General features: G+C 65.2%; 22 protein-coding genes. 4 read left to right on the top strand and 18 right to left on the bottom strand.

What is annotated here, in order from left to right; genetic code table 11:
* Positions 1-138 precede the first annotated feature (138 nt).
* Positions 139-1,146, top strand: a complete 1,008-nt coding sequence (locus tag CLD20_RS07110) for a serine protease (protein ID WP_224405893.1) — start codon at positions 139-141, stop codon at positions 1,144-1,146.
* Positions 1,147-1,348: 202 nt separating this feature from the next.
* Here CLD20_RS07110 and CLD20_RS07105 read toward each other — a convergent pair whose 3' ends face one another.
* From CLD20_RS07105 to CLD20_RS07060, 10 genes are all read right to left on the bottom strand, one after another.
* The gene (locus CLD20_RS07105) at positions 1,349-2,503 is read right to left on the bottom strand and encodes a hypothetical protein (RefSeq protein ID WP_224405892.1); all 1,155 of its coding nucleotides are present in this window, start codon (positions 2,501-2,503) and stop codon (positions 1,349-1,351) included.
* 139 nt (positions 2,504-2,642) lie between these two features.
* The gene (gene pncB / locus CLD20_RS07100) at positions 2,643-3,947 is read right to left on the bottom strand and encodes a nicotinate phosphoribosyltransferase (protein WP_224405891.1); all 1,305 of its coding nucleotides are present in this window, start codon (positions 3,945-3,947) and stop codon (positions 2,643-2,645) included.
* Positions 3,948-4,158: 211 nt separating this feature from the next.
* Positions 4,159-5,826, bottom strand: a complete 1,668-nt coding sequence (locus CLD20_RS07095) for a putative transporter (protein WP_224405890.1) — start codon at positions 5,824-5,826, stop codon at positions 4,159-4,161.
* 248 nt (positions 5,827-6,074) lie between these two features.
* Positions 6,075-6,734: a hemolysin III family protein gene (locus CLD20_RS07090; protein WP_224405889.1), complete on the bottom strand. Its 660-nt coding sequence runs from the start codon at positions 6,732-6,734 to the stop codon at positions 6,075-6,077.
* A gap of 219 nt (positions 6,735-6,953) precedes the next feature.
* Positions 6,954-8,015, bottom strand: a complete 1,062-nt coding sequence (locus CLD20_RS07085) for a sensor histidine kinase (protein ID WP_224405888.1) — start codon at positions 8,013-8,015, stop codon at positions 6,954-6,956.
* 283 nt (positions 8,016-8,298) lie between these two features.
* Positions 8,299-9,141 carry a cation diffusion facilitator family transporter gene (locus CLD20_RS07080; RefSeq protein WP_224405887.1) on the bottom strand — a complete coding sequence of 281 codons (843 nt, stop codon included), beginning with the start codon at positions 9,139-9,141 and terminating at the stop codon, positions 8,299-8,301.
* 167 nt (positions 9,142-9,308) lie between these two features.
* Positions 9,309-9,788: a DUF1178 family protein gene (locus tag CLD20_RS07075; protein ID WP_224405886.1), complete on the bottom strand. Its 480-nt coding sequence runs from the start codon at positions 9,786-9,788 to the stop codon at positions 9,309-9,311.
* A complete protein-coding gene (locus CLD20_RS07070; RefSeq protein WP_224405885.1) occupies positions 9,788-10,648 on the bottom strand; it encodes a carbon-nitrogen hydrolase family protein in 861 nt (286 codons plus the stop codon). Before CLD20_RS07070 ends, CLD20_RS07075 begins: the two co-directional genes overlap by 1 nt.
* A complete protein-coding gene (gene grxC, locus CLD20_RS07065) occupies positions 10,645-10,902 on the bottom strand; it encodes a glutaredoxin 3 (protein WP_224405884.1) in 258 nt (85 codons plus the stop codon). The genes CLD20_RS07070 and grxC overlap by 4 nt, the downstream gene beginning before the upstream one ends.
* Before the next feature lie 88 nt (positions 10,903-10,990).
* Positions 10,991-11,770 (bottom strand): ComF family protein, encoded by a 780-nt coding sequence (locus CLD20_RS07060; RefSeq protein ID WP_370636840.1) that lies wholly within the window; start codon positions 11,768-11,770, stop codon positions 10,991-10,993.
* A 60-nt stretch (positions 11,771-11,830) separates the two neighbouring features.
* Between CLD20_RS07060 and CLD20_RS07055 the strand changes: the two genes are divergently transcribed.
* On the top strand, positions 11,831-12,724 hold the full coding sequence (locus CLD20_RS07055) for a methyltransferase domain-containing protein (protein WP_224405882.1): 894 nt from the start codon (positions 11,831-11,833) through the stop codon (positions 12,722-12,724).
* Here CLD20_RS07055 and CLD20_RS07050 read toward each other — a convergent pair.
* Genes CLD20_RS07050 through CLD20_RS07035 form a run of 4 tightly spaced genes read right to left on the bottom strand, consistent with a single transcriptional unit; the run spans position 12,721 to position 15,538 of the window.
* The gene (locus CLD20_RS07050) at positions 12,721-12,918 is read right to left on the bottom strand and encodes a Flp family type IVb pilin (RefSeq protein ID WP_224405881.1); all 198 of its coding nucleotides are present in this window, start codon (positions 12,916-12,918) and stop codon (positions 12,721-12,723) included. The two genes, CLD20_RS07055 and CLD20_RS07050, sit on opposite strands and share 4 nt — an antisense overlap.
* Before the next feature lie 7 nt (positions 12,919-12,925).
* Complete coding sequence (locus CLD20_RS07045; RefSeq protein WP_224405880.1) at positions 12,926-13,324, bottom strand: (deoxy)nucleoside triphosphate pyrophosphohydrolase; 399 nt, start codon at positions 13,322-13,324, stop codon at positions 12,926-12,928.
* Between the two features lie 7 nt (positions 13,325-13,331).
* Positions 13,332-14,594 (bottom strand): bifunctional glutamate N-acetyltransferase/amino-acid acetyltransferase ArgJ, encoded by a 1,263-nt coding sequence (argJ, locus tag CLD20_RS07040; protein ID WP_224405879.1) that lies wholly within the window; start codon positions 14,592-14,594, stop codon positions 13,332-13,334.
* A gap of 23 nt (positions 14,595-14,617) precedes the next feature.
* A complete protein-coding gene (locus CLD20_RS07035) occupies positions 14,618-15,538 on the bottom strand; it encodes a peptidylprolyl isomerase (RefSeq protein WP_224405878.1) in 921 nt (306 codons plus the stop codon).
* 219 nt (positions 15,539-15,757) lie between these two features.
* Here CLD20_RS07035 and secA point away from each other — a divergent pair, with 219 nt between their 5' ends.
* Positions 15,758-18,544, top strand: a complete 2,787-nt coding sequence (secA, locus tag CLD20_RS07030; RefSeq protein ID WP_224405877.1) for a preprotein translocase subunit SecA — start codon at positions 15,758-15,760, stop codon at positions 18,542-18,544.
* A gap of 297 nt (positions 18,545-18,841) precedes the next feature.
* Positions 18,842-20,209 (top strand): adenylate/guanylate cyclase domain-containing protein, encoded by a 1,368-nt coding sequence (locus CLD20_RS07025; RefSeq protein WP_224405876.1) that lies wholly within the window; start codon positions 18,842-18,844, stop codon positions 20,207-20,209.
* A 108-nt stretch (positions 20,210-20,317) separates the two neighbouring features.
* Here CLD20_RS07025 and CLD20_RS07020 read toward each other — a convergent pair whose 3' ends face one another.
* The 4 genes from CLD20_RS07020 to CLD20_RS07005 all read right to left on the bottom strand — a co-directional run bounded on the left by CLD20_RS07020 (position 20,318) and on the right by CLD20_RS07005 (position 23,848).
* Positions 20,318-21,496, bottom strand: a complete 1,179-nt coding sequence (locus CLD20_RS07020) for a murein L,D-transpeptidase family protein (RefSeq protein WP_224405875.1) — start codon at positions 21,494-21,496, stop codon at positions 20,318-20,320.
* 181 nt (positions 21,497-21,677) lie between these two features.
* Positions 21,678-22,634, bottom strand: a complete 957-nt coding sequence (locus CLD20_RS07015; protein WP_224405874.1) for an acetyl-CoA carboxylase carboxyltransferase subunit alpha — start codon at positions 22,632-22,634, stop codon at positions 21,678-21,680.
* A 111-nt stretch (positions 22,635-22,745) separates the two neighbouring features.
* The gene (locus tag CLD20_RS07010) at positions 22,746-23,708 is read right to left on the bottom strand and encodes a site-specific tyrosine recombinase XerD (protein WP_224405873.1); all 963 of its coding nucleotides are present in this window, start codon (positions 23,706-23,708) and stop codon (positions 22,746-22,748) included.
* On the bottom strand, positions 23,705-23,848 hold the full coding sequence (locus CLD20_RS07005; RefSeq protein ID WP_224405872.1) for a histidine kinase: 144 nt from the start codon (positions 23,846-23,848) through the stop codon (positions 23,705-23,707). The genes CLD20_RS07010 and CLD20_RS07005 overlap by 4 nt, the downstream gene beginning before the upstream one ends.
* Positions 23,849-23,869: the final 21 nt, after the last annotated feature.

Raw genomic sequence — 23,869 nt, 5'->3', positions numbered from 1 at the left:
GTCGAGGCCGGCGCAGTCCAAAAAAAAATGCAGAACAATGATCAAACGTGCGTTGAATATCAGTGATATATCAATAATATATTCTGAATGAGATAATAATAATGGTCAAAGGAGCCGAAAATCGGAAGGGAAAATAAAATGGTTGCAAGAATACTGGATGAAATAAGTAATAATCCACCGAAAGAAGTTAAAGCACTATTAAAACTCGCTGGCATCGTTGTTCAAGATGATGAATACATCAAACTTGTAAATGAACAATTAAGAAAAACGCCACATTTCGAGAAACGTAAGTATTTTCTTGAGATGAGACACTTTCACACTCAAGATATACTATTTCTTATGCACGCGTGCGGAGACGGGAGCGGTATTAACACGGCCACGCTGATGCCTTTACTCAGACGACTGATAGATTGGGGGCTTGTTCTCGACCAGTCTATGTTCGGCGGTCTTGCTTTGGTGGATCACATGTGGAACAAGGATCGAATTGCACAATTTCTACAATTAAATATCCTCGATAATGTTCTTCTTGGACCCAGCTATATAGCTAGGAAATACAGCAGAAGCGTTCCTGCCGTGTACGTTTGTAAAGATGGAAATGAATATACAGGAACCGGCTTTCTTACAACCACCAACACCTCGGGAAAAAAATTCGTCATAGTTAGCGCAAAGCATAACATTGACTCCGAAGAAAAAATAGAATTCGTTGGATTTAATGAGATCGACGGATGCACTTACACGCCGATAAGCGGCAAATGGATTCTACATCCGAAATTAGATTTGGCTCTTATTGAAGTTAAGTGTGAGAGAAATCCCCCTCCAATATTTCCAATCGGCACTCCACTTGTACTAAGTCGCACAATTACACTCGGTTACCCAAGTATCGCTACCACCGACTCGTCATATATGCTCGCTCATGGTGGAGAGCTAAATGCGATTGTTAATACTTATCATGGTGAAGATCGATTGATCATTTCAAATTTCGTCTCACCGGGAAATAGCGGCGGGCCGGTCTTGGACGAGGCGGGGCTATGTCTGGGTGTCGTAGTCAATTCGTTTGAGACCCAACATCAGGGTGGCACCGAGAAAGCAAATTCAGCTATTCCAGCGAGGCACGTTCTGGATTTTATCAGTCCTTTTTGCAACTGAGTAAAACCACAAACGGTTGTCTAACAAACGACGACCATGAGCTCGCAGTCGGGCTATTGATGCTAAAGCATCCGAGCAGCAGACCATCCGCCGCAGACGCTACTGTCATCTACGAGCGCCCAACCCGGATCGCCCACCTGTAGCGCTACAACAGCCGGGCCAGCGCAACACGAAAATCTCAAATCTTTGCAGATCAAAACAGTCATCGGAGCGTCCGAACCAGCGCTATGCCGGGGCGCCTCTCGTATTCGCCCGTCCAGCTGTTTTCTCCTGGGATCGGCTTCAAAGGCCGCCAGTGACTCACTTTCGGCCAATTCGCCTTCTCAGCGCTCATAACACCTTGGCTTTGTTGGCGCTTTCGCCTCCGTCCGACGCCTTGTAGAAGCGACTTCCCCTCGAACCCGACACCGCGTTCGTTACAGATTAGCTCGAGGAACTGCGTCAAGGCGACGAGCGAGAAATAGGAATCGTCCTGATCTGGCTTCGAGCCCTTATGAATCAGCTCGTTCCGCGCATTCCTCGCCCGCTTGACATAGCGATATAGCTTGCGATCAATCAGGCCGGCCTCTGCAAGAAACTCGATCCGCACGGCTGGCGTGCGGGCGCTAGAGCGGAGCTGACCAATACGTTCCTGAAAACTAGCGGCCTTCGCCGGAATAAACACATCGTCCCAAATCTGTCCTATCAACTGCTCCACAACTAGCCAAGAATAGAGCAACGAGTTACGGTATTCGGCCGCAGCGTGGTGGCTAACGGCCATGACCAGGGTAGCGGGGTCCATTCTCTGCGCCGTATCGAGCACGGGCTTGCCAGAGGCCATCGCGGCCTGGACTTCGCCTTTGGTGATCCGCGGCGGATCTAGCAAGGCGATGTTGAGGTAGCCGCCAGCACTCGCCTCGCCCCAAGCTTGGTGAAGTGTCGGCAGGAGGCCGTGCGGCTGCTCGTACCGGAAGTAGCCCGTTGCGTAGAGCGACCCGAATGCCAAATCACCCGAGCAAACCTGCTCCAGCCCGAGCCCCCCGATAACCATTGCCCCCACAACACGATTGAACTCATCCATTGCGTCGTCAGCGCTGCGCAGGTGCGGGTTACGGGGGATAATCATCGAACCGTCGAAAGCGAACGCCATTGGGTTTCCGTGCGGAAGCCCGACGTCCAGATAGAATGACACCCGCTTGAGCTTGAGTGCATCGTAGGTGCCTGCATTGATTTCATCGAGCGTTGGCGACCAGACGTCATCGTCGTCCTGCACGAATAGGTGGAAATTCCGGGGTGCGGCCAGCACGCAGGGAAACCGGTCGGCCTCCTCCTCTGCGACGGTTCCCACACCTTCGGTCTTCGTCTTGTTTCCAACCAACGGCTCCTCCTAACTTCAAGCTCACTAGAACATCGGCCTCTGTCCACTCGTCAATGCATTCGCTACCGAGCGACTGGGGGCCTTTCTTGGAGTATCCGAACCCACGATCAAACTGCGCAACGGGCGCAGAGCGGCTCCCTCAAACCTCCACCTCTCTCTCCACCCTTCCACTCCCCCCGAACACCCTCAGATACCTCTCAATCTCGCCCTCCGGCCCGCTCGCCTTTTTCGGGTTGTCGGAGAGCTTCACCACCGGGCGGCCGTTCGCCGCACTGACCTTGCAGACGATGGAGATCGGGTCGAGCGCCCTTGAGGGCTCCGGCAGGCAGCCCCGGAAATCGTTGGTGAGGTTGGTGCCCCAGCCGAAGGAAAGCCGCACGCGCCCCGCAAAATGCCGATAGGTTTCCTCCATCGTGTCGGCGTCCATGCCGTCGGAAAAGATGAGGAGCTTTTCGGCCGGGTCGCGGCCTTTCTCTTTCCACCAGGCGATGATCTCCTCGCCGGCCGGGATCGGCGGGGCGGAATCGGGGCGGAAGCCCGTCCAGTCGGCGACCCAGTCGGGCGCGTTTCTCAGGAAGGCCGTGGTGCCGTAGGCGTCGGGCAGCACGATGAGGAGGTTGCCGCCGTAGAGCGTCTCCCAGTCCTTCAGGACGCGGTAGGGCGCCTGAAGCAAGTCTTCGTCGCTTTTTGCCAGCGCCGCCTCCACCATCGGCAGTTCGTGGGCGTTGGTGCCGATGGCCTCAAGGTCCGCGTCCATGGCGAGAAGCACGTTGGAGGAGCCGATGAAGGCCGCGCCGAGCCCTTCCTTCAGCGCCTCCACGCACCAGCGCTGCCAGAGGAAGGAATGCCGCCGCCGCGTGCCGAAATCGGAAAGGCGGAGCTCCGGCAGGGTTCGGAGCCGCTCCACCTTGTCCCAGAGCTTGGCCTTGGCGCGGGCATAGAGGACATCGAGCGCGAAGCGGCCCATCTTCTTCAGCGCGGCGCGCGAGCGCAGCTCGTTGACGATGGCGAGCGCCGGGATCTCCCACATCGTCGTATGCGTCCAGGGCCCGGCGAAGGAGAGCTCGAACTGGCCGTCGACGGTGGCAAGCTCGTATTCCGGCAGGCGGAAATCGGCGAGCCAGGCGAGGAATTCCGGCGCGAAGATCTGCGCCCTTCCGTAGAAGGAATTGCCGGCGAGCCAGATCATCTCCTTTTTCGTGAAGCTCAGCGAGCGGGCATAGTCGAGCTGGGCGCGCAGCTCGCCCTCGTCGATCTCCTCGGCGAGGCGGACGCGCTGCGTGCGGTTGATCAGCGAGAAGGTGACTTGCGTTTCCCGGTGCAGCGACCAGATCGTCTGCAGCATCAGGAGCTTGTAGAAATCCGTGTCGAGCAGCGAGCGCACGATCGGATCGAGCTTCCAGGTGTGATCGTAGACGCGGGTCGCGAGGTCGGTGGTGGCCATGTCGCCTGAGGGGTGGTTGCCGGCCGCCGAGTGAAGCAAACCCGGCCGCCCGGCGAAACACCTCATTCTTCAGGAAGGCGCGGCGCGGCCTTGTGTCCGGCGGGAAGAGAAATCGTCCCGCTCGCCGGCCCGTTGCGTGTGGAAAGCACCCCCCTCACCCGGCCGGCTCCGCCGGCCACGCTCTCCCTCAAGGGGAGAGGGTCAGGCGGGCCTAGAACCAGAAGAGGAGGATGAGCACCTGCGGGGCGAGGATCCGGAGCACCATCACCAGCGGATAGACGGTCGCATAGGCGAGCGCCGGCGCCTCGGAAGGATAGATGGCGTTGGCGAAGGCGAGCGCCGGCGGATCGGTCATGCCGCCGGCGAGCACGCCGCATAGCGAGAGATAGTTGGTTCGCAGCACCAGCCGGCCGACGAGGCCGACGATGAGGAGCGGGATGATGGTGATCAGCGCGCCGTAACCGAGCCAGTAGAGCCCGTCGCCATCGACGAGGATCGGCACGAAGCTCTCGCCGGCCTTGAGGCCGACGATGCCGAGAAAGAGGATGATGCCGATTTCGCGCAGGACATGGTTGGCGCTCGTCGGCATGAACCAGACGAGCGGGCCGATATGCCCGAGCCGCGACAGGATGATGGCGACGATGAGCGGCCCGCCGGCAAGGCCGAGCTTCACCGGCGCGGGCATCCCCGGCATGGCGAGCGGGATGGAGCCCGCAAGGACGCCGAGCGCGATGCCGAGGAAGATCGGCAGGATCTGCGCCTGCTGCAGCGCCTGCTGGCGGTTGCCGAGGAGGACGGCGACGCGGTCGACATTGTCGGGATGGCCGATCACCGTGCAGATGTCGCCGAACTGGAGGCGCAGGTTGCCGCCCGGCGTCAGCTCCACGCCCGAGCGCGTCACCCGGCTGATGGTGGCGTCGTAGCGGTGCAGCAGGTCGAGGCTGGCAAGGCTCGCCCCGTAGACATGCGAATTGGTGACGACGAGCCGTTTCCAGATGACGTCGGAGGCGACGGCCTTGAGGTCGGTCTTGGCGCGCGTACCGAGGATGCGCACCATGCCGGGCAGCTTGTCGCCCGGGCCGACAAGAAGGAGAAGGTCGCCGACCTTCACCTCGGTCTCCGGATAGGCGATCTCCACCACCCCGTCGCGCATGATGCGCGAGACGACGATGTCCATCTCGGCGAGCCCCGGCAGGGCGCCGATGGTGAGCCCGTCCATGTTGCGGTTGGTGAGCTTGATGTTGATCGTTTCGAGCCCGCGCCGGTTCACCGCCCGCTCGGCCTCAAAATCGGCATGCTCCTTTTCCGGCCGGATGCCGAAGACGAAGCGCACGAGCCCCATGGTGATGAGGATGCCGATGATGCCGAAAGGATAGGCAACCGCATAGCCGAGCGCCGGGCTCGACACCGCGTCCGGGCCGGCGCCGACGCTGGTCAGCATCTGCGTCGCCGCGCCGAGCGAGGGCGTGTTGGTGGTCGCGCCCGACATCAGGCCGAGCGTGACGGGCAGCGGCACCCCGACGACGAGATGCAGCGAGGCGGCGACGAGGACGGAAAGGAAGACGAGGAGAACGGCGAGCCCGTTGAGCTTGAGGCCCGAGCGCCGCAGCGCGGAGAAAAAGCCCGGCCCGACCTCGATGCCGATCGAGTAGACGAAGAGGATGAGGCCGAATTCGCGCAGAAAATGCCCGACCTCGGGATCGACCGAAAAGCCGAGATGGCCCCAGAAGAGACCGGCGAAGAGGACGCCGCCGATGCCGAGCGACACCGATCCGGCCTTAACGGAACCGAGCGCGAGGCCGGTGACGCCGACGATGCACAGGACGACGAGACCCGAGGCGACAGGGTCGAGGCCGGCAAGAAGGGCGGAAAAATCCATAAGGTGAGCGTTCTCTTCTCTGTCCTGGCGGCCGCCGGTGAAAGCCCCGAGTCTGGCCCCTTCCCGCGACATGCCGGCGAGGGCGCCACAACGCCCCATGCAGGAGCCGTGCCGCGCCGCATCGGTTGAGGTGAGGAAATGAGCGGCCGCCCGGATTCGCCGCCGCTTCTAGCCGGGACGCGCCGCTCTTTCAAACCCGCAAGGGCTGAAGGCCACCATCTTGAGCGGAGGCAGGCGGCACTTTTGCCTCAGACGGCGATCGTCGCCGCGCAGCTCGCCCAGACGGCGGCGAAGTGGATGCCCGCCGCGGTGATGACGAAGCCGTGCCAGATGGCGTTTCTGAAGCGCAGCCGCTCCCAGACATGGAAGGGCACGCCAAGCGAGTAGGTGGCGCCGCCCGCGACGACCAGCCACAGGACGAGCGGGGAGAGCGTGCTCGTCACTTCGCCGATGGCGAAAAGCCCGCTCCAGCCGAGCGCGAGATAGATGCCGATGGAAAAGCGGTCGAACCGCCCCGGCAGGAAGAGCTTGGCGAAAACGCCGAGAAGGGCGAGCGTCCAGACGAAGATCAGCAGCCACCAGACGCCGCTCTTGAAGGCGAAGGGCGTGTAGGTGCCGGCGATGAGGAGATAGATTCCCGAATGGTCGAAACGGCGAAGCAGCCACTTCGTCGGGCTCACCGGCCACATATTGTAGGCAAGCGAAGCGGAGATCGCGAGAACGAGGGTCGCCACATAGATGACCACGGCCGCAAGCTCGCCGGCCGGCATCTCACCGAGGAAAACGACGAGCAACGCGACGGTCGCTGCCGTCGCCCCGACCAGCCCGAGCACATGCACCACGCCGTCGGCCCATATCTCGGCCGGCCTGTGGTCCCAGCTTCTGGCGCCGGGGATGATTTCGGGCATATGCGCTCCTGCAAATTTCAGAGCATGATAGGCTGCAAAGCCCCGCCGGCAAGCGACCGGGCGAAGAAGGCGCGGCTCGATTGGAATGCAGGGCTCGATGGCAAGAGCGCGGGCAACGCGGATTCGCCCCTGCGTGCCGCCCGACATCTGACCCGGAACATGCTTGCGGAAGGCGAAAGGGCAGTCCGGCTAGGTCGCCGGGCAGACGTGGCAGGCGATTTAGTCGACGGGAAAACGGACGCTGAAGGTCTTCGGCTCGCTCTCGACCTGCATCGCCCCGCCCATATGGCGCGCCAGCTGGTCGAGAAGGCCGAGACCCATGCCGGACGGCGTACCCTTGATGTCGCCGGGCAGCGGTTCGCCGTCGTCGGAAACGGAGAGAATCGCCTCGCCTTCATCGCCCCGCGCAAGACGGACCGTGATCGTTCCGGTCTCCCTCTCCCCCAGCGCGTGCTTCATGGCGTTGATGATGAGTTCGCTCAAAATGAGGGCAACGGTGGCGGCCCTGTGCGGCGCGATGGCCACTGGCTCCACGTCGAGATGCAGGCGGAAGCGCTCGTCCGGCTCCACCAGCACCTTGCCGATGGAGGAAATGATGCTTTCCAGGTTCCCGGACGTGCCTTCCCCTTCGAGCGAATGAAGGCTCCCGAGCGCAGATACCCTGGCACTTGCCGCCTCGATCGCCTCGCGCGCTTCCGGCACCGGCGTCTCGCTGATCTGGCGGCGCAGCAGGCTGACGGTGAGCGTCAGGATGTTCTTGATGCGGTGATCGAGCTCGCGGTAGCGCAGGTCGCTTTCCTCGGCCCGGCTCATCGCAACCCTGGCGACCTGGGCAAGGTGCAGCGTCGTCGTGGTGAAGAGCGCGACCCGCTCCAGCATGCGCGCATGCTCTGCCGTGAAGCGCTTTGCTTCCTCACGCGCCATCACCCAGATGGCGCCTTCCAGGCCGCTGCCTGCCGCGCCGAACGGCACGAGAAGCGCTTCGAACAAGACCGGGCCGCCCCCTAACTCGGAGATCGCCTCGTCCGGCCGTCTGAGAAGAAGCGCCTCGCCCCGCTCGACACAGACCGCGACAGGCGATTTCGCCCGGCGAAGCGGTGACAGCGCAAGGCCCTCGATCTCCCCGGCAAGGCCCGCCCATCGGCAGACCCCTCCCGCCGGCCCATCCTCGCAGAGGCTCACAGCCGCGCTGTCGCTGCTGCTGAGTTCCAGCGCCACCTGCGCGCAGACTTGATAGACCTGGTCGGGATCGGCGCTGACGATGTCGGCGATGCGTTGCATCGCCCCCACCTCCTCGAGGGAATCCGCCCCCTCCGGCGCACGTCGCCAGAGTTCTGACGTGATATCGATGTCCTGGTGCGAAAGGCTCTCCGCCGCGGAGCCACCGCGCCGAGCTTCCATTGTCACCCCCGGAAGACGGAACAAGCGCGCCTTCATAATCCTTCCGCCTCTCCACGCGTCAAGGCGGACGGAGTTTGCCGGCTAACTCAAGCTCCCCGGCGGATCGGCGCGACCGGTCCCCGACGCTCCCCGCAGAAAGGCGACATCAAAAGGCTCGGGATGCCTACGCCGCCTTCTCGTCGGCGCAGCGCCCGCGCTCCACCTCAACCGTGGCATGGTCGACGGAAAAGCGCTCCGAGATGCGCGCCTTGATGGCCCGGACGACGGTTTCCTCCGAGGTGCCCTCGGCAAGCCGGGCATGCAGCGTGACCATCGGTCGCTCCTCGCTGATCGCCCAGGCATGGACGTGATGGACGTCGACGACGCCGCCGACATTGTCGACGAGATCGCGCTCCATGTCCCGGATATCGAGGCCCGGAGGGGCGGCTTCGAGGAGGATATGACCGGCCTCGCGCGTCACGTACCAGGCGCTCCTGAGAATGAGCAGGCAGACCAGCAGCGACAGGATCGGGTCGATCGGCATCCAGCCGGTGAGGATGATGACGCCAGCGGCAACAATGGCCGCGACCGAGCCGAGCATGTCCCCGGCAACGTGCAGCAGCGCGCCCCGCATGTTGAGGTTCTTTTCCTCCGCGCCGTGCAGGACGAGGAAGGAGCCGATATTCACGGCAAGCCCGATGATCGCGATGACCAGCATGGTTCCGCCGAGGACTTCCACCGGGTCCATGAAACGCCGGATCGCCTCGACGGCGATCCAGACGCACAGGGCAAGGAGCGCAATGCCGTTGACGAAGGCGATCAGCACCTGGAAGCGGTCGAAGCCGTAGGTGCGCTTCCAGTCGGCCGGGCGGCGGGCAATCCGGATGGCGAACCAGGCGAGCGCCAGCGACGCGAAATCGGTGAGCATGTGGCCGGCATCGGCAACAAGCGCCAGAGAGCCGGACAGAAAGCCGCCGATCGCCTCGGCGAACATGAAGCCGCCGGTCAGCAAAGCGGCGATCGCCACGCGCTTCTCGTTGCCCCCCGCGCCATGCAAGTGGCCGTGATGCCCGTGCCCATGCCCATGACCGTGATGGGCGTGCCCTTCATGGCCATGATCGCCATGAGAATGCCCGTGATGCTGATGCCCGCCGATAGCGGCCTCCCTGGATGGGGACTCGCGTCCCTGAAAAGCTAGTTCAGATCTTCCGGCAGCAGGGGCAGCGGGTGGAACTCGATGCCCTCCTCGCTCAGTGCCTTCGCCTCTTCCGGGCTCGCTTCGCCATAGATACCGCGCGGATCGGCTTCCTCGTAATGGATCTTGCGTGCCTCTTCGGCGAATTTGTCGCCGACATATTCGGAGTGGACCTTAACCAGGCGCCGAACCTCCCGCAAAGCCTCCACAAGTTGCGGCGGCAAGGCTGCGGGCGCGGGCATGGCGGCCACGGGCGCCTTGCCTGAAGGCGACGAGCCCGGCCCGGCTCCCTCGTCAGGCTCCGCGCCGCGTGTCTTCGCCGAGACGGCCGGCGCCATCAGCGCCTTGTCGACCTTCGTGCCGCCGCAGACCGGGCAGGAAAGCTGCCCGCCCTGCCGTTGCGTCTCAAAAGCTTCAGAGGAGGCGAACCAGCCGTCGAATGCGTGGCCTTCATCGCAGCGGAGTGCGTAGTGGATCATCAGGCCGTCCTCAGACGCGGCGCGGCCCCTGCCGGCGGGCGCGGCAGGCGGAAATCGCGCTCATTGGCGAGCGAGGGAATGCGGCGCCGCGCCTCCGCGCTCTTCTCCGCATCGATCTCGGCAAGGACGATCGCCTCGCCCTCTCCGCCCGCTTCGGCAAGCACCTCGCCCCAGGGCGCCACGATGATGGAATGGCCGAAGGTCTCGCGCCCGTCGGCATGCAGGCCCGCCTGCGCGGCGGAAATCATGTAGGCGCCGTTCTCGATTGCCCGCGCGCGCTGGAGCACGTGCCAGTGCGCCGCGCCCGACTGCCGGGTGAAAGCGGCGGGGGCCGTCAGCATGAAGGCGCCCTGCCTGGCGAGCGCCCGATAGAGATGGGGAAAGCGCACGTCGTAGCAGATCGAAAGCCCGACGAGACCTTCCGGCAATTCACTGAGCACCGCCTCCTCGCCCGCCGAATAGGTGCGCGATTCCCGCCAGCTCTCCCCGTTCGGAAGGTCGACGTCGAAGAGGTGGATCTTGTCGTAGCGGGCAAGGATCTCGCCCTGCGGCGAGATCAGGAAGCCGCGATTGGCGATCTTGCCCTCGCCCGCCTTCAGCGCCACCGAGCCGAGATGGAAATGAACGCCGAGCTCAGCGGCAAGGCGGCGACAGGCGGCAAGCGTCGCGTCGTCCTCCTCCGGCGAGATCGCGGCGAAGAGCTTCTCGCGGTCGCGCTCCAGGATGTTGCTCATCTCCGGCGTCTGCAGGTAGCTCGCGCCCTTGGCGGCCGCCTCGCGGGCAAGCTTGTCGATCGTGGCGATATTCTGCGCGACGACGTTGGTGGCCTGCATCTGCAGGCAGGCGGCGGTGAAGGTCATGACGCGGCGAGGAGCCGGTCGAGCTCCCCGTTCCTTTCAAGGGCAAAGAGGTCGTCGCAGCCGCCCACATGCGTGTCGCCGATGAAGATCTGGGGGAAGGTCTGGCGCCTGGAGCGCGTCATCATCTCCTGGCGCTTCTCCGGCTCGAAGGTCGCGTCGATCTCCTCGAGGTCGGCGTCCTTGGACTGCAGCAGCCCGATCGCGGCCGAGCAGAAGCCGCAGAACTGTCTCGTGTAGATGGTCACCTTGGGCATTTGGCGCTCCGGGAATTGCGCCAGATATAGACTGCGCCGCAGCTTTCGCAACAGAACCATCGGTTTAGGCCGCCACCGGCAATCCCGGTCAGCCGAGCGGATCGATTCCGGCACGCGCGAAGGTGACGACGTCGACGCTTTCCGCCCGTGCCCGCAGCAGCGCCTTCGTGGCCGCCTTGATGGTCGCGCCGGACGTGTAGACGTCGTCGACCAGAAGCACCTGCCGCCCGGCGACGAGGGGGCGGAAGCGCTCGCGCACGCAGAAGGCGCCGCGCATATTGGCGGCGCGCTCGCGGGCGTTGAGACCGACCTGCTGGCGTGTCCGCCGCGTGCGCATCAGCGCCATCGGCGCGTGTTCGAGGCCGAGCCCGGCGGCAAGGCGGGCGGATATCTCGGCGGATTGGTTGAAGCGCCGCTGCCAGAGGCGAAAGCGGTGGAGCGGCACCGGCACGACGAGATCCGCCCTATCGGCGAGTTCGCGCGCTGCCCGGAGGGTCAGCGCCGCGACGATCCCCGCCGCGCCCGGCTGGTCGCGATATTTGAGCTGATGGACGAGGAGCCGCGCCGTCTCGTCGAAAAGCACCGCCGAGCGTGCGCGGCGGAAGGGCGGCGGATCGGCCAGCGCCTCCGCCGAGACGATCGCCTCGCCGAGATCGGCTGAAAACGGCACGCCGAGCACCGGGCAGAAGGGCCGCTCGATGAAGCGCAGCCTCGACCAGCAGGCCGGGCAAAGGCGGTCATGCGCCCCGACCGCCGTGCGGCAGGCCGGGCAGAGCGGCGGCATGAGAAGGTCCGCCGCGCCAAGCAGCGCCGCGCCGAGCCAATGGCCGGAACGGACTGCGCCGTCGCCAGATCCTTGGGAGCCCATACCGCTGAAGGCCCGCATCGCCGGTTCACCCCGCCGCCTTGCTGCCCTAAGACATCGATCATGGCCGGCCCGCTCATTCTCGACAAGACGCTGATCGCCCGCCGCGAGGCGCGCGCTGCCGCATCCCCGCGCGAGGGCGCCGACTATCTCCTGCATCGCGCGGTGGAGGAGCTGGTCGATCGCCTCACCATGGTGGAGCGTAGTTTTCCCCTGGCGCTCGCCGCCCATGGAAGGGGGCCGGCGCTCGCCGAAGCGCTTGCCGCGAGCGGCAAGGTGGAGGAGATCGTGGCGCTGGAGCAGAGCCTTGAAGCGGCATCGCGGCATCGCGGCCCGGTCTTCGTCGCCGACGAGGAGCGCCTGCCGCTCGCCGAGGAGAGCCTAACTCTCTATGCCTCCGTTCTTGGCCTGCACAACGCCAACGACCTTCCCGGCGCCCTCATCCAGGCCCGCCGGGCGCTGAAGCCGGACGGGCTCTTCCTCGCCGTCTTTCCCGGCGGCGATACGCTGATGGAACTGCGCCAGGCTTTCATGCAGGCCGAGAGCGAGGTTTCGGGGGGCGTCAGCCCGCGCGTCGCGCCGTTTGCCGACATCCGCGACGTCGGCGCGCTGCTGCAGCGGGCGGGCTTCGCGCTGCCGGTCGTCGACCGCGAGCGGGTGAGCGTCCGTTACGGCGATCCGCTGTCGTTGATGGCCGACCTGAAGGCGATGGGGGCTTCGAACGCGCTTCTGGAGCGCTCGCGCCGCCCGGCGACGCGTGGCCTGATCCTGAGGGCGGCGGAGGCCTACCGCGATCTCTACGCCGATGATGAGGGGAAGGTGCCGGCGACCTTCGAGCTTTTCGCCCTTTCCGGCTGGGCCCCGCACGAGAGCCAGCAAAAGCCGGCAAAACGCGGCTCGGCCGATGTCAGCCTGGCGCGGCTGCTCGGCAACGACACCGAGGCGGACGAGGGTTAGCCCTCGCCGCTGATCGCGTCGATGATGAGCTGGAAGACGTCGTAGAGGCCGGAGGTGGCGCCGCTGACGCCGAGAATGCCGATGAGCGCCACCATCAGGATTCCGCAGATGAGGGCGTATTCGACGGCTGTGGCGCCGCTTTCGCCGCGCAGATAGCGCTCCGCGAATTCCTCGAAGAATCGCACCTCGAGCATCTCCCCCTCACAGCCAGTCGATCAGATGCGAGACCAGCGGTTCGTCGGCCGGCGGCATCGGGAAATCGCGCATGCTGGCGGGGCGAACCCAGCGCAGCTGCTGGCCTTCCTGAGCCTTCGGCAGGCCGGACCAACGCCGGCAGATGTAAAGTGGCATCAGAAGGTGAAGATTGGGATAAGCGTGACTGGCGAAGGTGAGCGGCGCCAGGCAGTCGGCTTTCACGTCGACGCCGAGTTCCTCCTCCAGCTCCCGGATAAGGGCCGCCTCCGGGGTTTCGCCGGCCTCCACCTTGCCGCCGGGAAATTCCCACAGCCCGCCGAGTTCCTTGTGGTCCGGCCGGCGGGAAAGCAGCACCCGCCCGTCCCTGTCGACGAGCGCGACCGCCACGACGAGGAGCAGCTTCACCACGTCCTCAGCTGCGGTAATCGCCGTTGATGGCGACGTATTCTTTCGTGAGGTCGCAGGTCCACACCGTAGCGCTGCCCGTCCCGAGGCCGATATCGACCTTGAGGGCAAGTTCCGGCGCCTTCATGTAGGCCGACACCGCCGCCTCCGAATAGGAAGGATCGCGCTCGCCCTCAGCAGCGACCCGGTAGGGCCCGAACCAGATGGCGAGCCGGTCGCGGTCGGCGGGCTCGCCGGCCTTGCCGACAGCCATGACGACACGTCCCCAATTGGCGTCCTCGCCGGCAAGGGCCGTCTTCACCAGGGGCGAATTGGCGATGGAAAGCGCGATTTTCTTCGCCGAAGCGTCGCTCTCCGCCCCGGTGACGGAAATCTCGGCGAACTTGGTCGCCCCCTCCCCGTCCTTCACCACGAGATGGGCGAGCTCCCGGCAGACATCCGCGAGCGCGGCCGCGAAGGCCTCGTAGCCCGCATCCTGGGGCCCGGCGATCGCCCCCTTCGTGCCCGGCTCGCCGGTGGAGAAGACGAGGACGGTGTCGGAAGTGGAGGTGTCGCCATCGACGGTGATGGCGTTGAAGCTGCCGGCAACGGCCGCTTCGAGCGCCGTCTGGAGGGCGGCCGGCGCGACGGCCGCATCGGTGAAGACGAAGGCGAGCATCGTCGCCATGTCGGGCGCGATCATGCCGGCGCCCTTGGCGATACCCTGCACGTTCGCCGTGCCCGTCCCCGTCTCGCCCGACCCCGTCTCGCCCGACCCCGTCTCGAAAGTCCGGTGGGCGAGCTTCGGGAAGGTGTCCGTCGTCATGATGGCTTCGGCCGCATGGCGGAAGCAGCCCTCTGTCGCCTCTTCGGCCAGATGCGACAGATGCTTGCGGAACGGCTCCGCATCGAGCGGCTCGCCGATGACGCCGGTCGAGGCGAGGAAGATGTCCTCCGGCGCGCAGCCGAGGGCGGAAGCGGCCGCCTCTGCGCTCGCCTTCGTGGCGGCGGCGCCCTTCATGCCGGTAAAGGCGTTGGCATTGCCGGAATTGACCACGAGGCCCGCCGCGCGGCCGCGTGCAAGGTTCGCCTTGCACCATTCGACAGGCGCGGAGGGACACTTGGAGACCGTGAAGACGCCGGCGACCGCCGCCGGCGGATCGAAGCGCATCAACAGAAGGTCCGTGCGTCCCTTGTATCGGATGCCGGCCTCGGCGGTGGCGAGCCTGACGCCGGCAAGCGGCGGCAGCTCGGCATGGCTCTTCGGCGCGAGCGGCGAGATTTTCGCCATGGAGAAGGTGCGACCTGCCTGGGTTACTGCGCCGGCGCGCTCTCGGGCGCGGCCTCGCCGGAACTGTCCGTGCCGGTCTCGGCCGGGGTCTCTTCCTTCGGCTGGTCGTAGACCTCGATCGGCGTCGCGTCGCGCAGCGTGGTCATCACCTCGTTGAACTTCTGGCGCACCAGGACGCCGCGCAGCTGCTCGGAGATATCCTCCAGCGGCGGCGGGCTCGACATGCGCCGCTCCTCGACCTTGATGACGTGCCAGCCGAACTCCGTCTTCACCGGCTCCTTGGAGACATCGCCGGGCTGCATGGCGAAGACCGCCTGATCGAACTCCGGCACCATGCGGCCCTTGACGAACCAGCCGAGATCGCCGCCCTGCGGCCCGCTGGGTCCGGTCGACTTCTCCTTGGCGAGCTCGGCGAAATCAGCCCCCTCATCGAGCTGCTTGATGATCGCGTCCGCCTCTTCCTTCGTGGTCACGAGGATATGGCGGGCATGCACCTCTTCCTCCGGCTTGAAGCCGGCGATCTGCTTCTCGTATTCCGCCTTCACCTGCTCGTCGGTGACGGCGCCGACGATTTCCTTCTCGACATATTCGTTGCGCAGGGCGCGCGTCTTCAGGAAGTCGAGGCGCTTCTCGAAATCGGCGGTCTTATCGAGGCCCTTCTCGCGCGCCGCCTTGGCCAGAAGCTCCATGTCGACGAGGACGTCGACGAGCACCGAGCGGCGGCGCGGTCCCGGCACGCGGTCGAGCTCGTCGGAGAAATCGTTCGCCGCCTGGGAGAGCTCATCCTCGGTGATCAGCCTTTCGCCCACCTTGGCGACCGGCTCCTGCGCCATGGCCGGCGCGGAGACCAGAAGCGGGAGCGAAACGAGTGCGGCAGCGAGCCCGAAGGCGGCGACGGGGCTCGCGATGCAGCCGTTCCCGCGCGCCGTGATAAAGATATGCATGAGAGTTCCTCGTAGGCGCACCGCGGTGCACGGCGCCGGGCGCCGCTGATTGACATGATTCCCGTCCGTTCTTATCTCTCCTCCCGCCTGCCGTCCAGAAGCGGGGGGCGCCGGGCAGAAGGCTGATGGCCTGTTCCTCCGCACCGTTACGATGGCTTGAGGCGGCCGGTCGGTCGCCCGTTATCAGGTATTCGCCGCCGACGAAAAAGGATTACCTAAATGCTGGGCTTGGGCAGTTTGGGCCGCAAGGTCTTTGGCACCACTTCAGACCGGCGCGTCAAAAAGTACCGCTCCACGGTCGAGGCGATCAACGCCGTCGAGCCCGAGCTGGAAAAGCTGAGTGACGCCGAACTCGCCGCCCGCACCGTCCAGTTCCGCGAGGAGCTCGCAGCCGGCAAGAAGGTGGACGACATTCTCGTGCCGGCCTTCGCCACCGTGCGCGAGGCGGCCAAGCGCACGCTCGGCCAGCGCCATTTCGATGTGCAGCTGGTCGGCGGCATGGTGCTGAACGAGGGCGCCATATCCGAGATGAAGACCGGCGAGGGCAAGACGCTCGTCGCCACGCTTCCGGTCTACCTCAACGCGCTGACGGGACGCGGCGTCCATGTCGTCACCGTCAACGACTACCTTGCCAGCCGCGACTCCGAATGGATGGGGCGCGTCTACCGCTTCCTCGGCCTCTCGGTGGGCGTCATCGTGCACGGCCTTTCGCAGGACGAGCGGCGCGCCGCCTATGCGGCGGACGTCACCTACGGCACCAACAACGAATTCGGCTTCGACTACCTGCGCGACAACATGGAATACGACCTCGCGGCCATGGTGCAGCGCGGCCACCACTACGCCATCGTCGACGAGGTGGACTCCATCCTGGTCGACGAGGCACGCACGCCGCTGATCATCTCCGGGCCCGTGGAGGACAAGTCGGGCCTTTATCAGGCGATCGACGCCATCATCCCGGAGCTCCAGCCCGAGCATTACGAGATCGACGAGAAGGTCCGCTCCGCGACGCTGACGGAGGACGGCACCGAACATGCCGAACGTCTGCTGGAGACGGCAGGTCTTCTGAAGGGCGACAACCTTTACGACGTGGAGAACGTCGCGGTCGTCCATCACCTCAACAATGCGCTGAAGGCCCACAAGCTCTTCCAGCGCGACAAGGACTACATCGTCAAGAACGGCCAGGTCGTCATCATCGACGAGTTCACCGGCCGCATGATGGAAGGCCGCCGCTATTCGGAGGGCCTGCATCAGGCTCTGGAGGCCAAGGAGCGCGTCAAGATCCAGCCGGAGAACCAGACGCTCGCCTCCATCACCTTCCAGAACTACTTCCGCCTCTACGAAAAGCTTGCCGGCATGACCGGCACGGCCCTGACGGAAGCCGACGAGTTCCTCGACATCTATGGCCTCGACGTCGTGGAGATCCCGACCAACGTGCCGGTCGCGCGCGTCGACGAGGACGACCAGGTCTTCCGCACCGTGGAAGAAAAGTACGAGGCGATCATCGAGACCATCCGCGACTGCCGCGAGCGCAGCCAGCCGGTTCTCGTGGGCACCACCTCCATCGAGAAATCCGAGCTCCTGGCGGAGCGACTGAAGAAGAGCGGCATCACCGACTTCAACATTCTCAACGCCCGCCACCACGAGCAGGAAGCCCACATCATCGCCCAGGCCGGCAAGCCCGGCGCGATCACCATCGCCACCAACATGGCCGGCCGCGGCACGGACATCCAGCTCGGCGGCAATGTCGACATGCGCATCGCCGCCGAACTCGCCGATGTCGAGGAAGGACCCGAGCGGGACGCCAAGGAAAAGGCCATCCGCGCCGATGTGGAGCGCCTGAAGCAGGAGGCTTTGAAGGCCGGCGGCCTGATGGTTCTTGCCACCGAGCGCCACGAGAGCCGCCGCATCGACAACCAGCTTCGCGGCCGTTCCGGCCGCCAGGGCGATCCGGGCCGCTCGCAGTTCTACCTGTCGCTTCAGGACGACCTGATGCGCATCTTCGGCTCCGACCGCATGGACGGCATGCTCACCAAGCTCGGCCTGAAGGAGGGCGAGGCGATCGTCCATCCCTGGATCAACAAGGCGCTCGAGCGCGCCCAGGGCAAGGTCGAGGCGCACAACTTCGACATCCGCAAGAACCTCCTGAAGTTCGACAACGTCATGAACGACCAGCGCAAGGTGGTCTTCGAGCAGCGTATCGAGCTGATGACGCAGGAAGATACGGCCGAGACCGTCAAGGACATGCGCCACGAGACGATCGACGAGCTCGTCTCGCACCACATCCCCGAGCGCGCCTATGCCGAGCAGTGGGACGTGGAGGGCCTCAGGAAGGAAGTCCGCGAGATGCTCAACCTCGACCTGCCGGTGGAGGAATGGGCCGCGGAGGAAGGCATCGCCGACGAGGCGATGCGCGAGCGCATCGGCAAGGCCGCCGACGAGGCGCTGGCCCGCAAGGCGAGCCGCTTCGGCCCCGAACTCATGCGCATGGTGGAAAAGCAGATCCTCCTGAGGACGCTCGACCAGCTCTGGCGCGAGCATCTCGCCCAGCTGGACGCCCTGCGCTCGGTGGTCGGCTTCCGCGGTTACGGCCAGCGCGATCCCTTGAACGAGTACAAGACCGAGGGCTTCGAACTCTTCCAGGCGATGCTCTCGGAGCTGCGGCGCGTCGTCACCGCCCAGCTCATGCATGTGGAGCTGCGCGAGGAGCAGCCGCTGGAATCCACCCTCGCCCCGCCGGAAGGCGTCGTCGCCCATCATGTCGACGCCACCACGGGCGAGGACGAGTTCGCCGCCATGGAAGGCAGCTCCCCGCGCGGCGGCGCCGGTGCGTTGCCCGTCGGGGCGGGAGCGGCGGCCGCGACGGCGGCAAGCCCGGCCGGACAAGAGGCAGGTGCCGGGCTCATCGACCCGAACGATCCCTCCACCTGGGGCAAGGTCGGACGCAATTCGCCCTGCCCCTGCGGCTCTGGCAAGAAGTTCAAGCACTGCCACGGAGCGCTCGTCTGAGGCGCCGAACGACGGATCGCGGCGAAGCGACCGCCTCACTGGAAGGCAGCCGGGCAGCTCACGATTGAGCTAGTTGAACGGCGCCTTCCGCCGCCAACGGAGCGCTCCGATCCCGCCGCCGGCTCCGACCGCCGAGATCGGAGCCGCCGGGATCCGGGCTCCAGGCCCTTCAACGGGCGTTGGCCGCGCCCTCATTCTGCCCCGCATGACTGTTTCTTCACGCCGGCGACCCTAGGTCGTGAATGCGTAACCCGAATGCGGGCGGCTCCGGCCGGTCCGCAACGTCAAAGGCACCCCATGTCCTCATCCACCCTCGTCGACAGCGTCACCTCCTGGCTGGTCGAGCAGGCGTTCGGCGAGCCCGACGCGACCGAGCTCTTCGAGGGCATGTGCAAGCGCATCTTCACGATCGGCATTCCGATCGGCCGCGCCATGGTCAACTGGACGACGCTCCACCCGCTGTTCCAGGTCGAGTCGGTGATCTGGGAGAAGGGCCGCGAGATATCCTTCGAGCAGTTCGCCTTCCGCACACCGGAAGAAGGTATCAGCCCCGCTTGGGAGAGCAGTCCGTTGAAGGCGATGCTCGATTCGGGCGCCGACATCATGCGGCGCGCGCTCGACGGACCGAACAAGCTCGTCGACTTTCCGATCCTGGAGGAGTTCGTCGAGCGCGGCTTCACCGACTATCTCGTTTTCTCCATCGACCTCGCCATCCCCGGCACCAAGACCGAGCATTTTCGCGGCGGCATCATCATTTCCTTCTGCTGCACCCGCCCCGGCGGCTTCTCCGATGCCGAGATCGCGGCCCTGCAGCGCATTTCCGACCGCTTTGCCCTTTCGGGGAAGGTGATGATCCAGTCGCGCATCTCGCGCACCATCGCGGAGACCTATCTCGGCCACCGCGCCGGCCCGCGCGTGCTCGGCGGCCAGATCCACCGCGGCGACGGCGAGACGATCCCTTCCATCATCCTCTACAGCGATCTGAGGAATTCCACTGCGATGGCCGAGAGGATGGCGAGGAGCGACTACATCGACCTCCTCAATGCCTATTTCGACTGCGTGGCCGCGACGATCGAGGCAGAGGGCGGCGACATCCTCAACTTCATCGGCGACGCCGTGATCGCCATTTTTCCCCTCGACGTCTTCCAGACGGAGAACGAGGCCGCGGAAGCGGCGAGCCGCGCCGTGGAAGCCGGCTTCGCCAAGCTGGCAGAGCTCAACGAAATGCGCCTCGCCGAGGGCGGCCCGGAGCTCGATTACGGCCTCGGCCTCACACGCGGCAACGTCATGTTCGGCAATATCGGCACCGCCTCGCGGCTGTCCTTTTCCGTCATCGGCCCGATCGTGAACCAGGTCGCCCGCGTCCAGTCGATGACCAAGGTTTTTGGCGTGCCGGCTCTCGCGGTGCGCAAGGTGGCCGACCACGCGCCCCAATACTGGACGCGGCTCGGCGAGCATACCTTGCGCGGCTTTTCAGAGCCGGTGGAGCTCTTCGCCTGGGCCGGCGCCGCACCGCAGCGGGCGCGCCAAGTGGCGGCCGAGGCGGCGGCCATGTGCGAAGATCTGGCGCCTGCCAAGAAGCCAAGGAAGCTAAAGGTGGAGGCCGATGCGGATTTCCTCGCCGACCGCTCGGACGGGCCGGCCGTTCGGAAGAGATCCACCTGACGGGGAGCCGGCCCGGCTGCGTTCGGACCGCGTGGCAACCACGTCGCCCAAGGCGGCCCGGCGAATGAAACTGGGAAAGTGGGATGCGGCCCCGCAGGGGGCCGCTCGCTACCAGACCTTCTTGATCAGGCGGGTCAGAAGGCCCTCGTCGCCTGAATTCTCCGGCGCATAGGCGGTCGCGGAGACCTCCGGGCGCGCTTCGGGAACGGTGGCATCCGCCTCCGGGTTCGTCTCCTTGGAGGCGATCGCGGTCTCCTGCGGCTGAACCACCGGCGCGGGCTGGGCGGCATCGGCGGGGCCGACGCGCGCCGCCGGCGGCAGAGACGTCGGCCCGCCCGGCTTGGCAAGGGCGATCAGCGTCTGCGGCACTTCGTTCTTCTGGCGCGGGTCGCGCATCAGGTCCGCGACGGCGACGCGCGCATAATCGCGGTCATCCATGCGCGCGGCGATTTCCTCTTCCTTCTGGGCATCGCGCTCACGCTTTTCCGCGACGGCAAGGCGAAGCGACTCGTCCACCTTCGGGGCGCAGGAGGCGGTCGGCGAGTAGCTCATGCCGGCCTGCGTCTCCGTGCCGAAAGCATAGTCGGCGGAGCAGACGGCGATCTTCGGCTCCTGGCGGGTCAGCTCGAAGATGTCGTTGCCCTCCTTCAGCCGCTTCCAGAAGGCGTAGTTTTCGTTGCGGCGGTACTTGGCCAGGTTCTGCGGCGTCATGTGGAACGGGAAGGCATGCACCTGGAAGGACCTCTGGCCGCCCTGGAAGGCAAGGCGCGCCAGCGTGTAGATCTCCTGGATCTGCTCGTCGTCCATGGAATAGCAGCCGCGCGAGGAGCAGGCGCCGTGCACCATCAGGTGCGAGCCGGTGCGCCCATGCGCCCGGTCATAGGCGTTCGGATAGCCGAGATTGAACGACAGGTAGTAGGAGGACTTCGGGTTCAGCTGCGCCGGCGTGATCGTATAAAAGCCCTCGGGCGCCTGGCGGTCGCCCTCGGCCTGCTTCGGGCCGAGACGGCCGGACCACTTGCAGATGTCGTAGGTCTTCAACAGCGCGTAGCGGCCCGATTCCTTTTCCTGCTTCCAGACCTCCAGCTCCGAATCTTCCTTGAAGATGCGGATGAGGATCGGACTGTTCTCGCTCATGCCCTTCTTGGCGATGAGCGATTTCATGGAATGGGAGAGCGGCCGCAGATGCTTGGCCATGCCCTCGAAATCGTTGCAGCCGGCAAGCGCCAGAACTGCAAGGCCCACGACCATGAAGGTCGCGGCGCGCATGAAGCGTGAGATCGTCATAGACACCATTTTCACCCGCCGAGCCTTTGCCCTTGTCTCATGCGAGGTCTGTGCAAGAGGTAAACTTGCCGGCGGTTTAGGCCAAGCAAATGCGGCGATTTGCTGTCGAATGCGTCACTTTTTGCGCCAGTGTTGCGCACTTGCCGCGAATTGGCGGCATTCTCGACCTTTTTGACCGCCCTCAGCCGAGATTACGGCCGATATCGAGAAACTTCTCGCGCCGCTTCAGCTTCACGTCGTGCTTCGACATGCCGGCAAATTCCGCGAACGCCGCGGCGATCACGTCGCCGACCGCGGCGATCGCAACGCCCGGGTCGCGGTGCGCTCCGCCGAGCGGCTCCGGCACGATGGCGTCGATGACCTTGAGATTGAGAAGGTCCTCCGCCGTCACCTTCATCGCCGTCGCCGCTTCCTCGGCCCGTGCCGAATCGCGCCACAGGATCGAGGCCGCGCCCTCCGGCGAGATCACCGAATAGATGGAATGTTCCAGCATGTAGACCCGGCTGGCCGTGGCGAGCGCGATCGCGCCGCCCGAGCCGCCCTCGCCGATGATGACGGCGACATTCGGCACCCCGAGCGCCAGGCAGGCCTCCGTGGAGCGGGCGATCGCCTCGGCCTGGCCGCGCTCCTCCGCCCCGATGCCCGGATAGGCGCCAGCCGTATCGACGAAGGAGATGACGGGCAGCGAGAAGCGGTCGGCGAGTTCCATCAGCCGCACGGCCTTGCGGTAGCCCTCAGGTCTCGCCATGCCGAAATTGTGCGTCAGGCGCGCCTTGGTGTCGGCGCCCTTCTCCTGGCCGAGGATCGCCACCGGCTCGCCCCGGAAACGCCCGAGCCCGGCAAGCACCGCCCGGTCCTCGGCGAATTTGCGGTCTCCCGCCATCAGCGTGAAATCGGTGATGAGCGCGTCGATGTAATGGCTCGCATGCGGCCGGTCGGTATGGCGCGCCACCAGCGTCTTCTGCCAGGGCGTCAGCTTGGCGTAGAGGCCCTTGAGCGCTTCCTTCGCCTTGGTCTCCAGATTGGAGATCTCCTCGCCGGTGGAGACGCTGTCGTCGCTCTCCTGCAGCCGTCTCAGCTCCTGGATCTGGCCTTCCAGATCGGCGACCGGCTTTTCGAAATCGAGGAAGTGACGCATGGAACGGAGGATATATCCCTGAAAGTGGGCGCAAACTGGCGATGGCCCTTCGCTAAGTCAAGCAGGCGAAGTGTCGACGCACGAAAGCCGCGTCCGTTCCCTCTTGCCGCTTCACACAGCCCTGGCGAGCGGATGATGCGTGCCGACGAGTTCCTTCATGCGCTCTTCCAGGATGTGCGTATAGATCTGAGTGGTGGAGATGTCGGCATGGCCGAGCAGCGTCTGCACGGCGCGCAGGTCCGCGCCGCCGGCGAGAAGATGGCTGGCGAAGGCGTGGCGCAGCACATGCGGGGAGAGCCGCGCCGGCGAAATCCCGGCGGCAATACCGATATCCTTGAGGCAGCGCCCGAAGGCCTGGCGGGTGAAATGCCCGGAGGCGGAATCGGCGGGAAACAGATACCGCCCCTCCTCGCCTCTCCTTTCCTTCAGCGCCGCACGATAGGCCTGCATGGCCGCGCGCGAGGCTTCGTTGAGGGGCACCAGCCGTTCCTTGCCGCCCTTGCCGGTGACGATGAGGAAGGGGCGCTCCCCCCGGGCCGAGCTCGCCGGCAGGCCAACGAGTTCGGAGACGCGAAGGCCGGTCGCATAGACGAGCTCCAGGAGAGCCAGCGTGCGCAGGGCGGCAAGCCGCCGCGCCGGCGGCCCGTCCTTCTCCGCCTCCGCCCGCGCGGCCGATAGCAGCGCCTCCACCTCGCCGACCGAGAGGCTCTTCGGCAGCCCGCGCCGCGGTTTCGGCCGCTCGAGCGACAGCGTCGGGTCGTCGCTCCGCAGCCCTTCGGAGACGAGGAAGCGGAAGAATTGGCGCAGCGCCGAGACGCGCCGGCTCTGGGTCGCAGGGCTCATGCCCCGGCGGGCGAGCCCGGAGACATAGGCCCGCACATCACCCGCCTCGGCCTGCCTCAGCCCCGCGCATTCTTCCATGAAGTCGGAAAGGTCCCGGCGATAGGCGGCGAGCGTGTTCTGCGCCGCCCCACGCTCGGCGGCGAGCATTTCCAGAAAGCTTTCCAGATCGAGGCGGTCTCGCCCCGCGCCACCCTTGCGGCTGCCTCCGGCCGATGCGGCCGGAGCGCTCACTGATTGACCCGATCCGCCGGAATGCGCACGCTCATCTCGCGCGGATTGGGCTCCACGAGGATGGTGAGCGCCAGCATGCCGCCATAGACGATGCCGGCGAGAACAGCGATGACAAAAAGAAATCGAAAGAGACTCGGCATCCGGACCGCCTGTATTGCCGC

The organism is Afifella sp. IM 167, assembly GCF_020144925.1.
In the GTDB taxonomy this organism is placed as follows: domain Bacteria; phylum Pseudomonadota; class Alphaproteobacteria; order Rhizobiales; family Afifellaceae; genus Afifella.
Note: the sequence above shows the minus strand (reverse complement) of the source record. Positions and strands in the feature narration are given on the sequence as shown.

Bases quoted from the DNA above. Each gene is read 5' to 3' on its own strand.
- CLD20_RS07090 (WP_224405889.1), bottom strand. From the start codon at position 6,734: ATGCCCGAAATCATCCCCGGCGCCAGAAGCTGGGACCACAGGCCGGCC.
- CLD20_RS07070 (WP_224405885.1), bottom strand. From the start codon at position 10,648: ATGACCTTCACCGCCGCCTGCCTGCAGATGCAGGCCACCAACGTCGTC.
- CLD20_RS07110 (WP_224405893.1), top strand. From the start codon at position 139: ATGGTTGCAAGAATACTGGATGAAATAAGTAATAATCCACCGAAAGAA.
- CLD20_RS07075 (WP_224405886.1), bottom strand. From the start codon at position 9,788: ATGATCCACTACGCACTCCGCTGCGATGAAGGCCACGCATTCGACGGC.
- secA (WP_224405877.1), top strand. From the start codon at position 15,758: ATGCTGGGCTTGGGCAGTTTGGGCCGCAAGGTCTTTGGCACCACTTCA.
- argJ (WP_224405879.1), bottom strand. From the start codon at position 14,594: ATGGCGAAAATCTCGCCGCTCGCGCCGAAGAGCCATGCCGAGCTGCCG.
- CLD20_RS07025 (WP_224405876.1), top strand. From the start codon at position 18,842: ATGTCCTCATCCACCCTCGTCGACAGCGTCACCTCCTGGCTGGTCGAG.
- CLD20_RS07050 (WP_224405881.1), bottom strand. From the start codon at position 12,918: ATGCTCGAGGTGCGATTCTTCGAGGAATTCGCGGAGCGCTATCTGCGC.
- CLD20_RS07060 (WP_370636840.1), bottom strand. From the start codon at position 11,770: ATGGGCTCCCAAGGATCTGGCGACGGCGCAGTCCGTTCCGGCCATTGG.
- CLD20_RS07020 (WP_224405875.1), bottom strand. From the start codon at position 21,496: ATGACGATCTCACGCTTCATGCGCGCCGCGACCTTCATGGTCGTGGGC.
- grxC (WP_224405884.1), bottom strand. From the start codon at position 10,902: ATGCCCAAGGTGACCATCTACACGAGACAGTTCTGCGGCTTCTGCTCG.
- CLD20_RS07095 (WP_224405890.1), bottom strand. From the start codon at position 5,826: ATGGATTTTTCCGCCCTTCTTGCCGGCCTCGACCCTGTCGCCTCGGGT.
- CLD20_RS07005 (WP_224405872.1), bottom strand. From the start codon at position 23,848: ATGCCGAGTCTCTTTCGATTTCTTTTTGTCATCGCTGTTCTCGCCGGC.
- CLD20_RS07035 (WP_224405878.1), bottom strand. From the start codon at position 15,538: ATGCATATCTTTATCACGGCGCGCGGGAACGGCTGCATCGCGAGCCCC.
- CLD20_RS07085 (WP_224405888.1), bottom strand. From the start codon at position 8,015: ATGCAACGCATCGCCGACATCGTCAGCGCCGATCCCGACCAGGTCTAT.
- CLD20_RS07055 (WP_224405882.1), top strand. From the start codon at position 11,831: ATGGCCGGCCCGCTCATTCTCGACAAGACGCTGATCGCCCGCCGCGAG.
- CLD20_RS07015 (WP_224405874.1), bottom strand. From the start codon at position 22,634: ATGCGTCACTTCCTCGATTTCGAAAAGCCGGTCGCCGATCTGGAAGGC.
- pncB (WP_224405891.1), bottom strand. From the start codon at position 3,947: ATGGCCACCACCGACCTCGCGACCCGCGTCTACGATCACACCTGGAAG.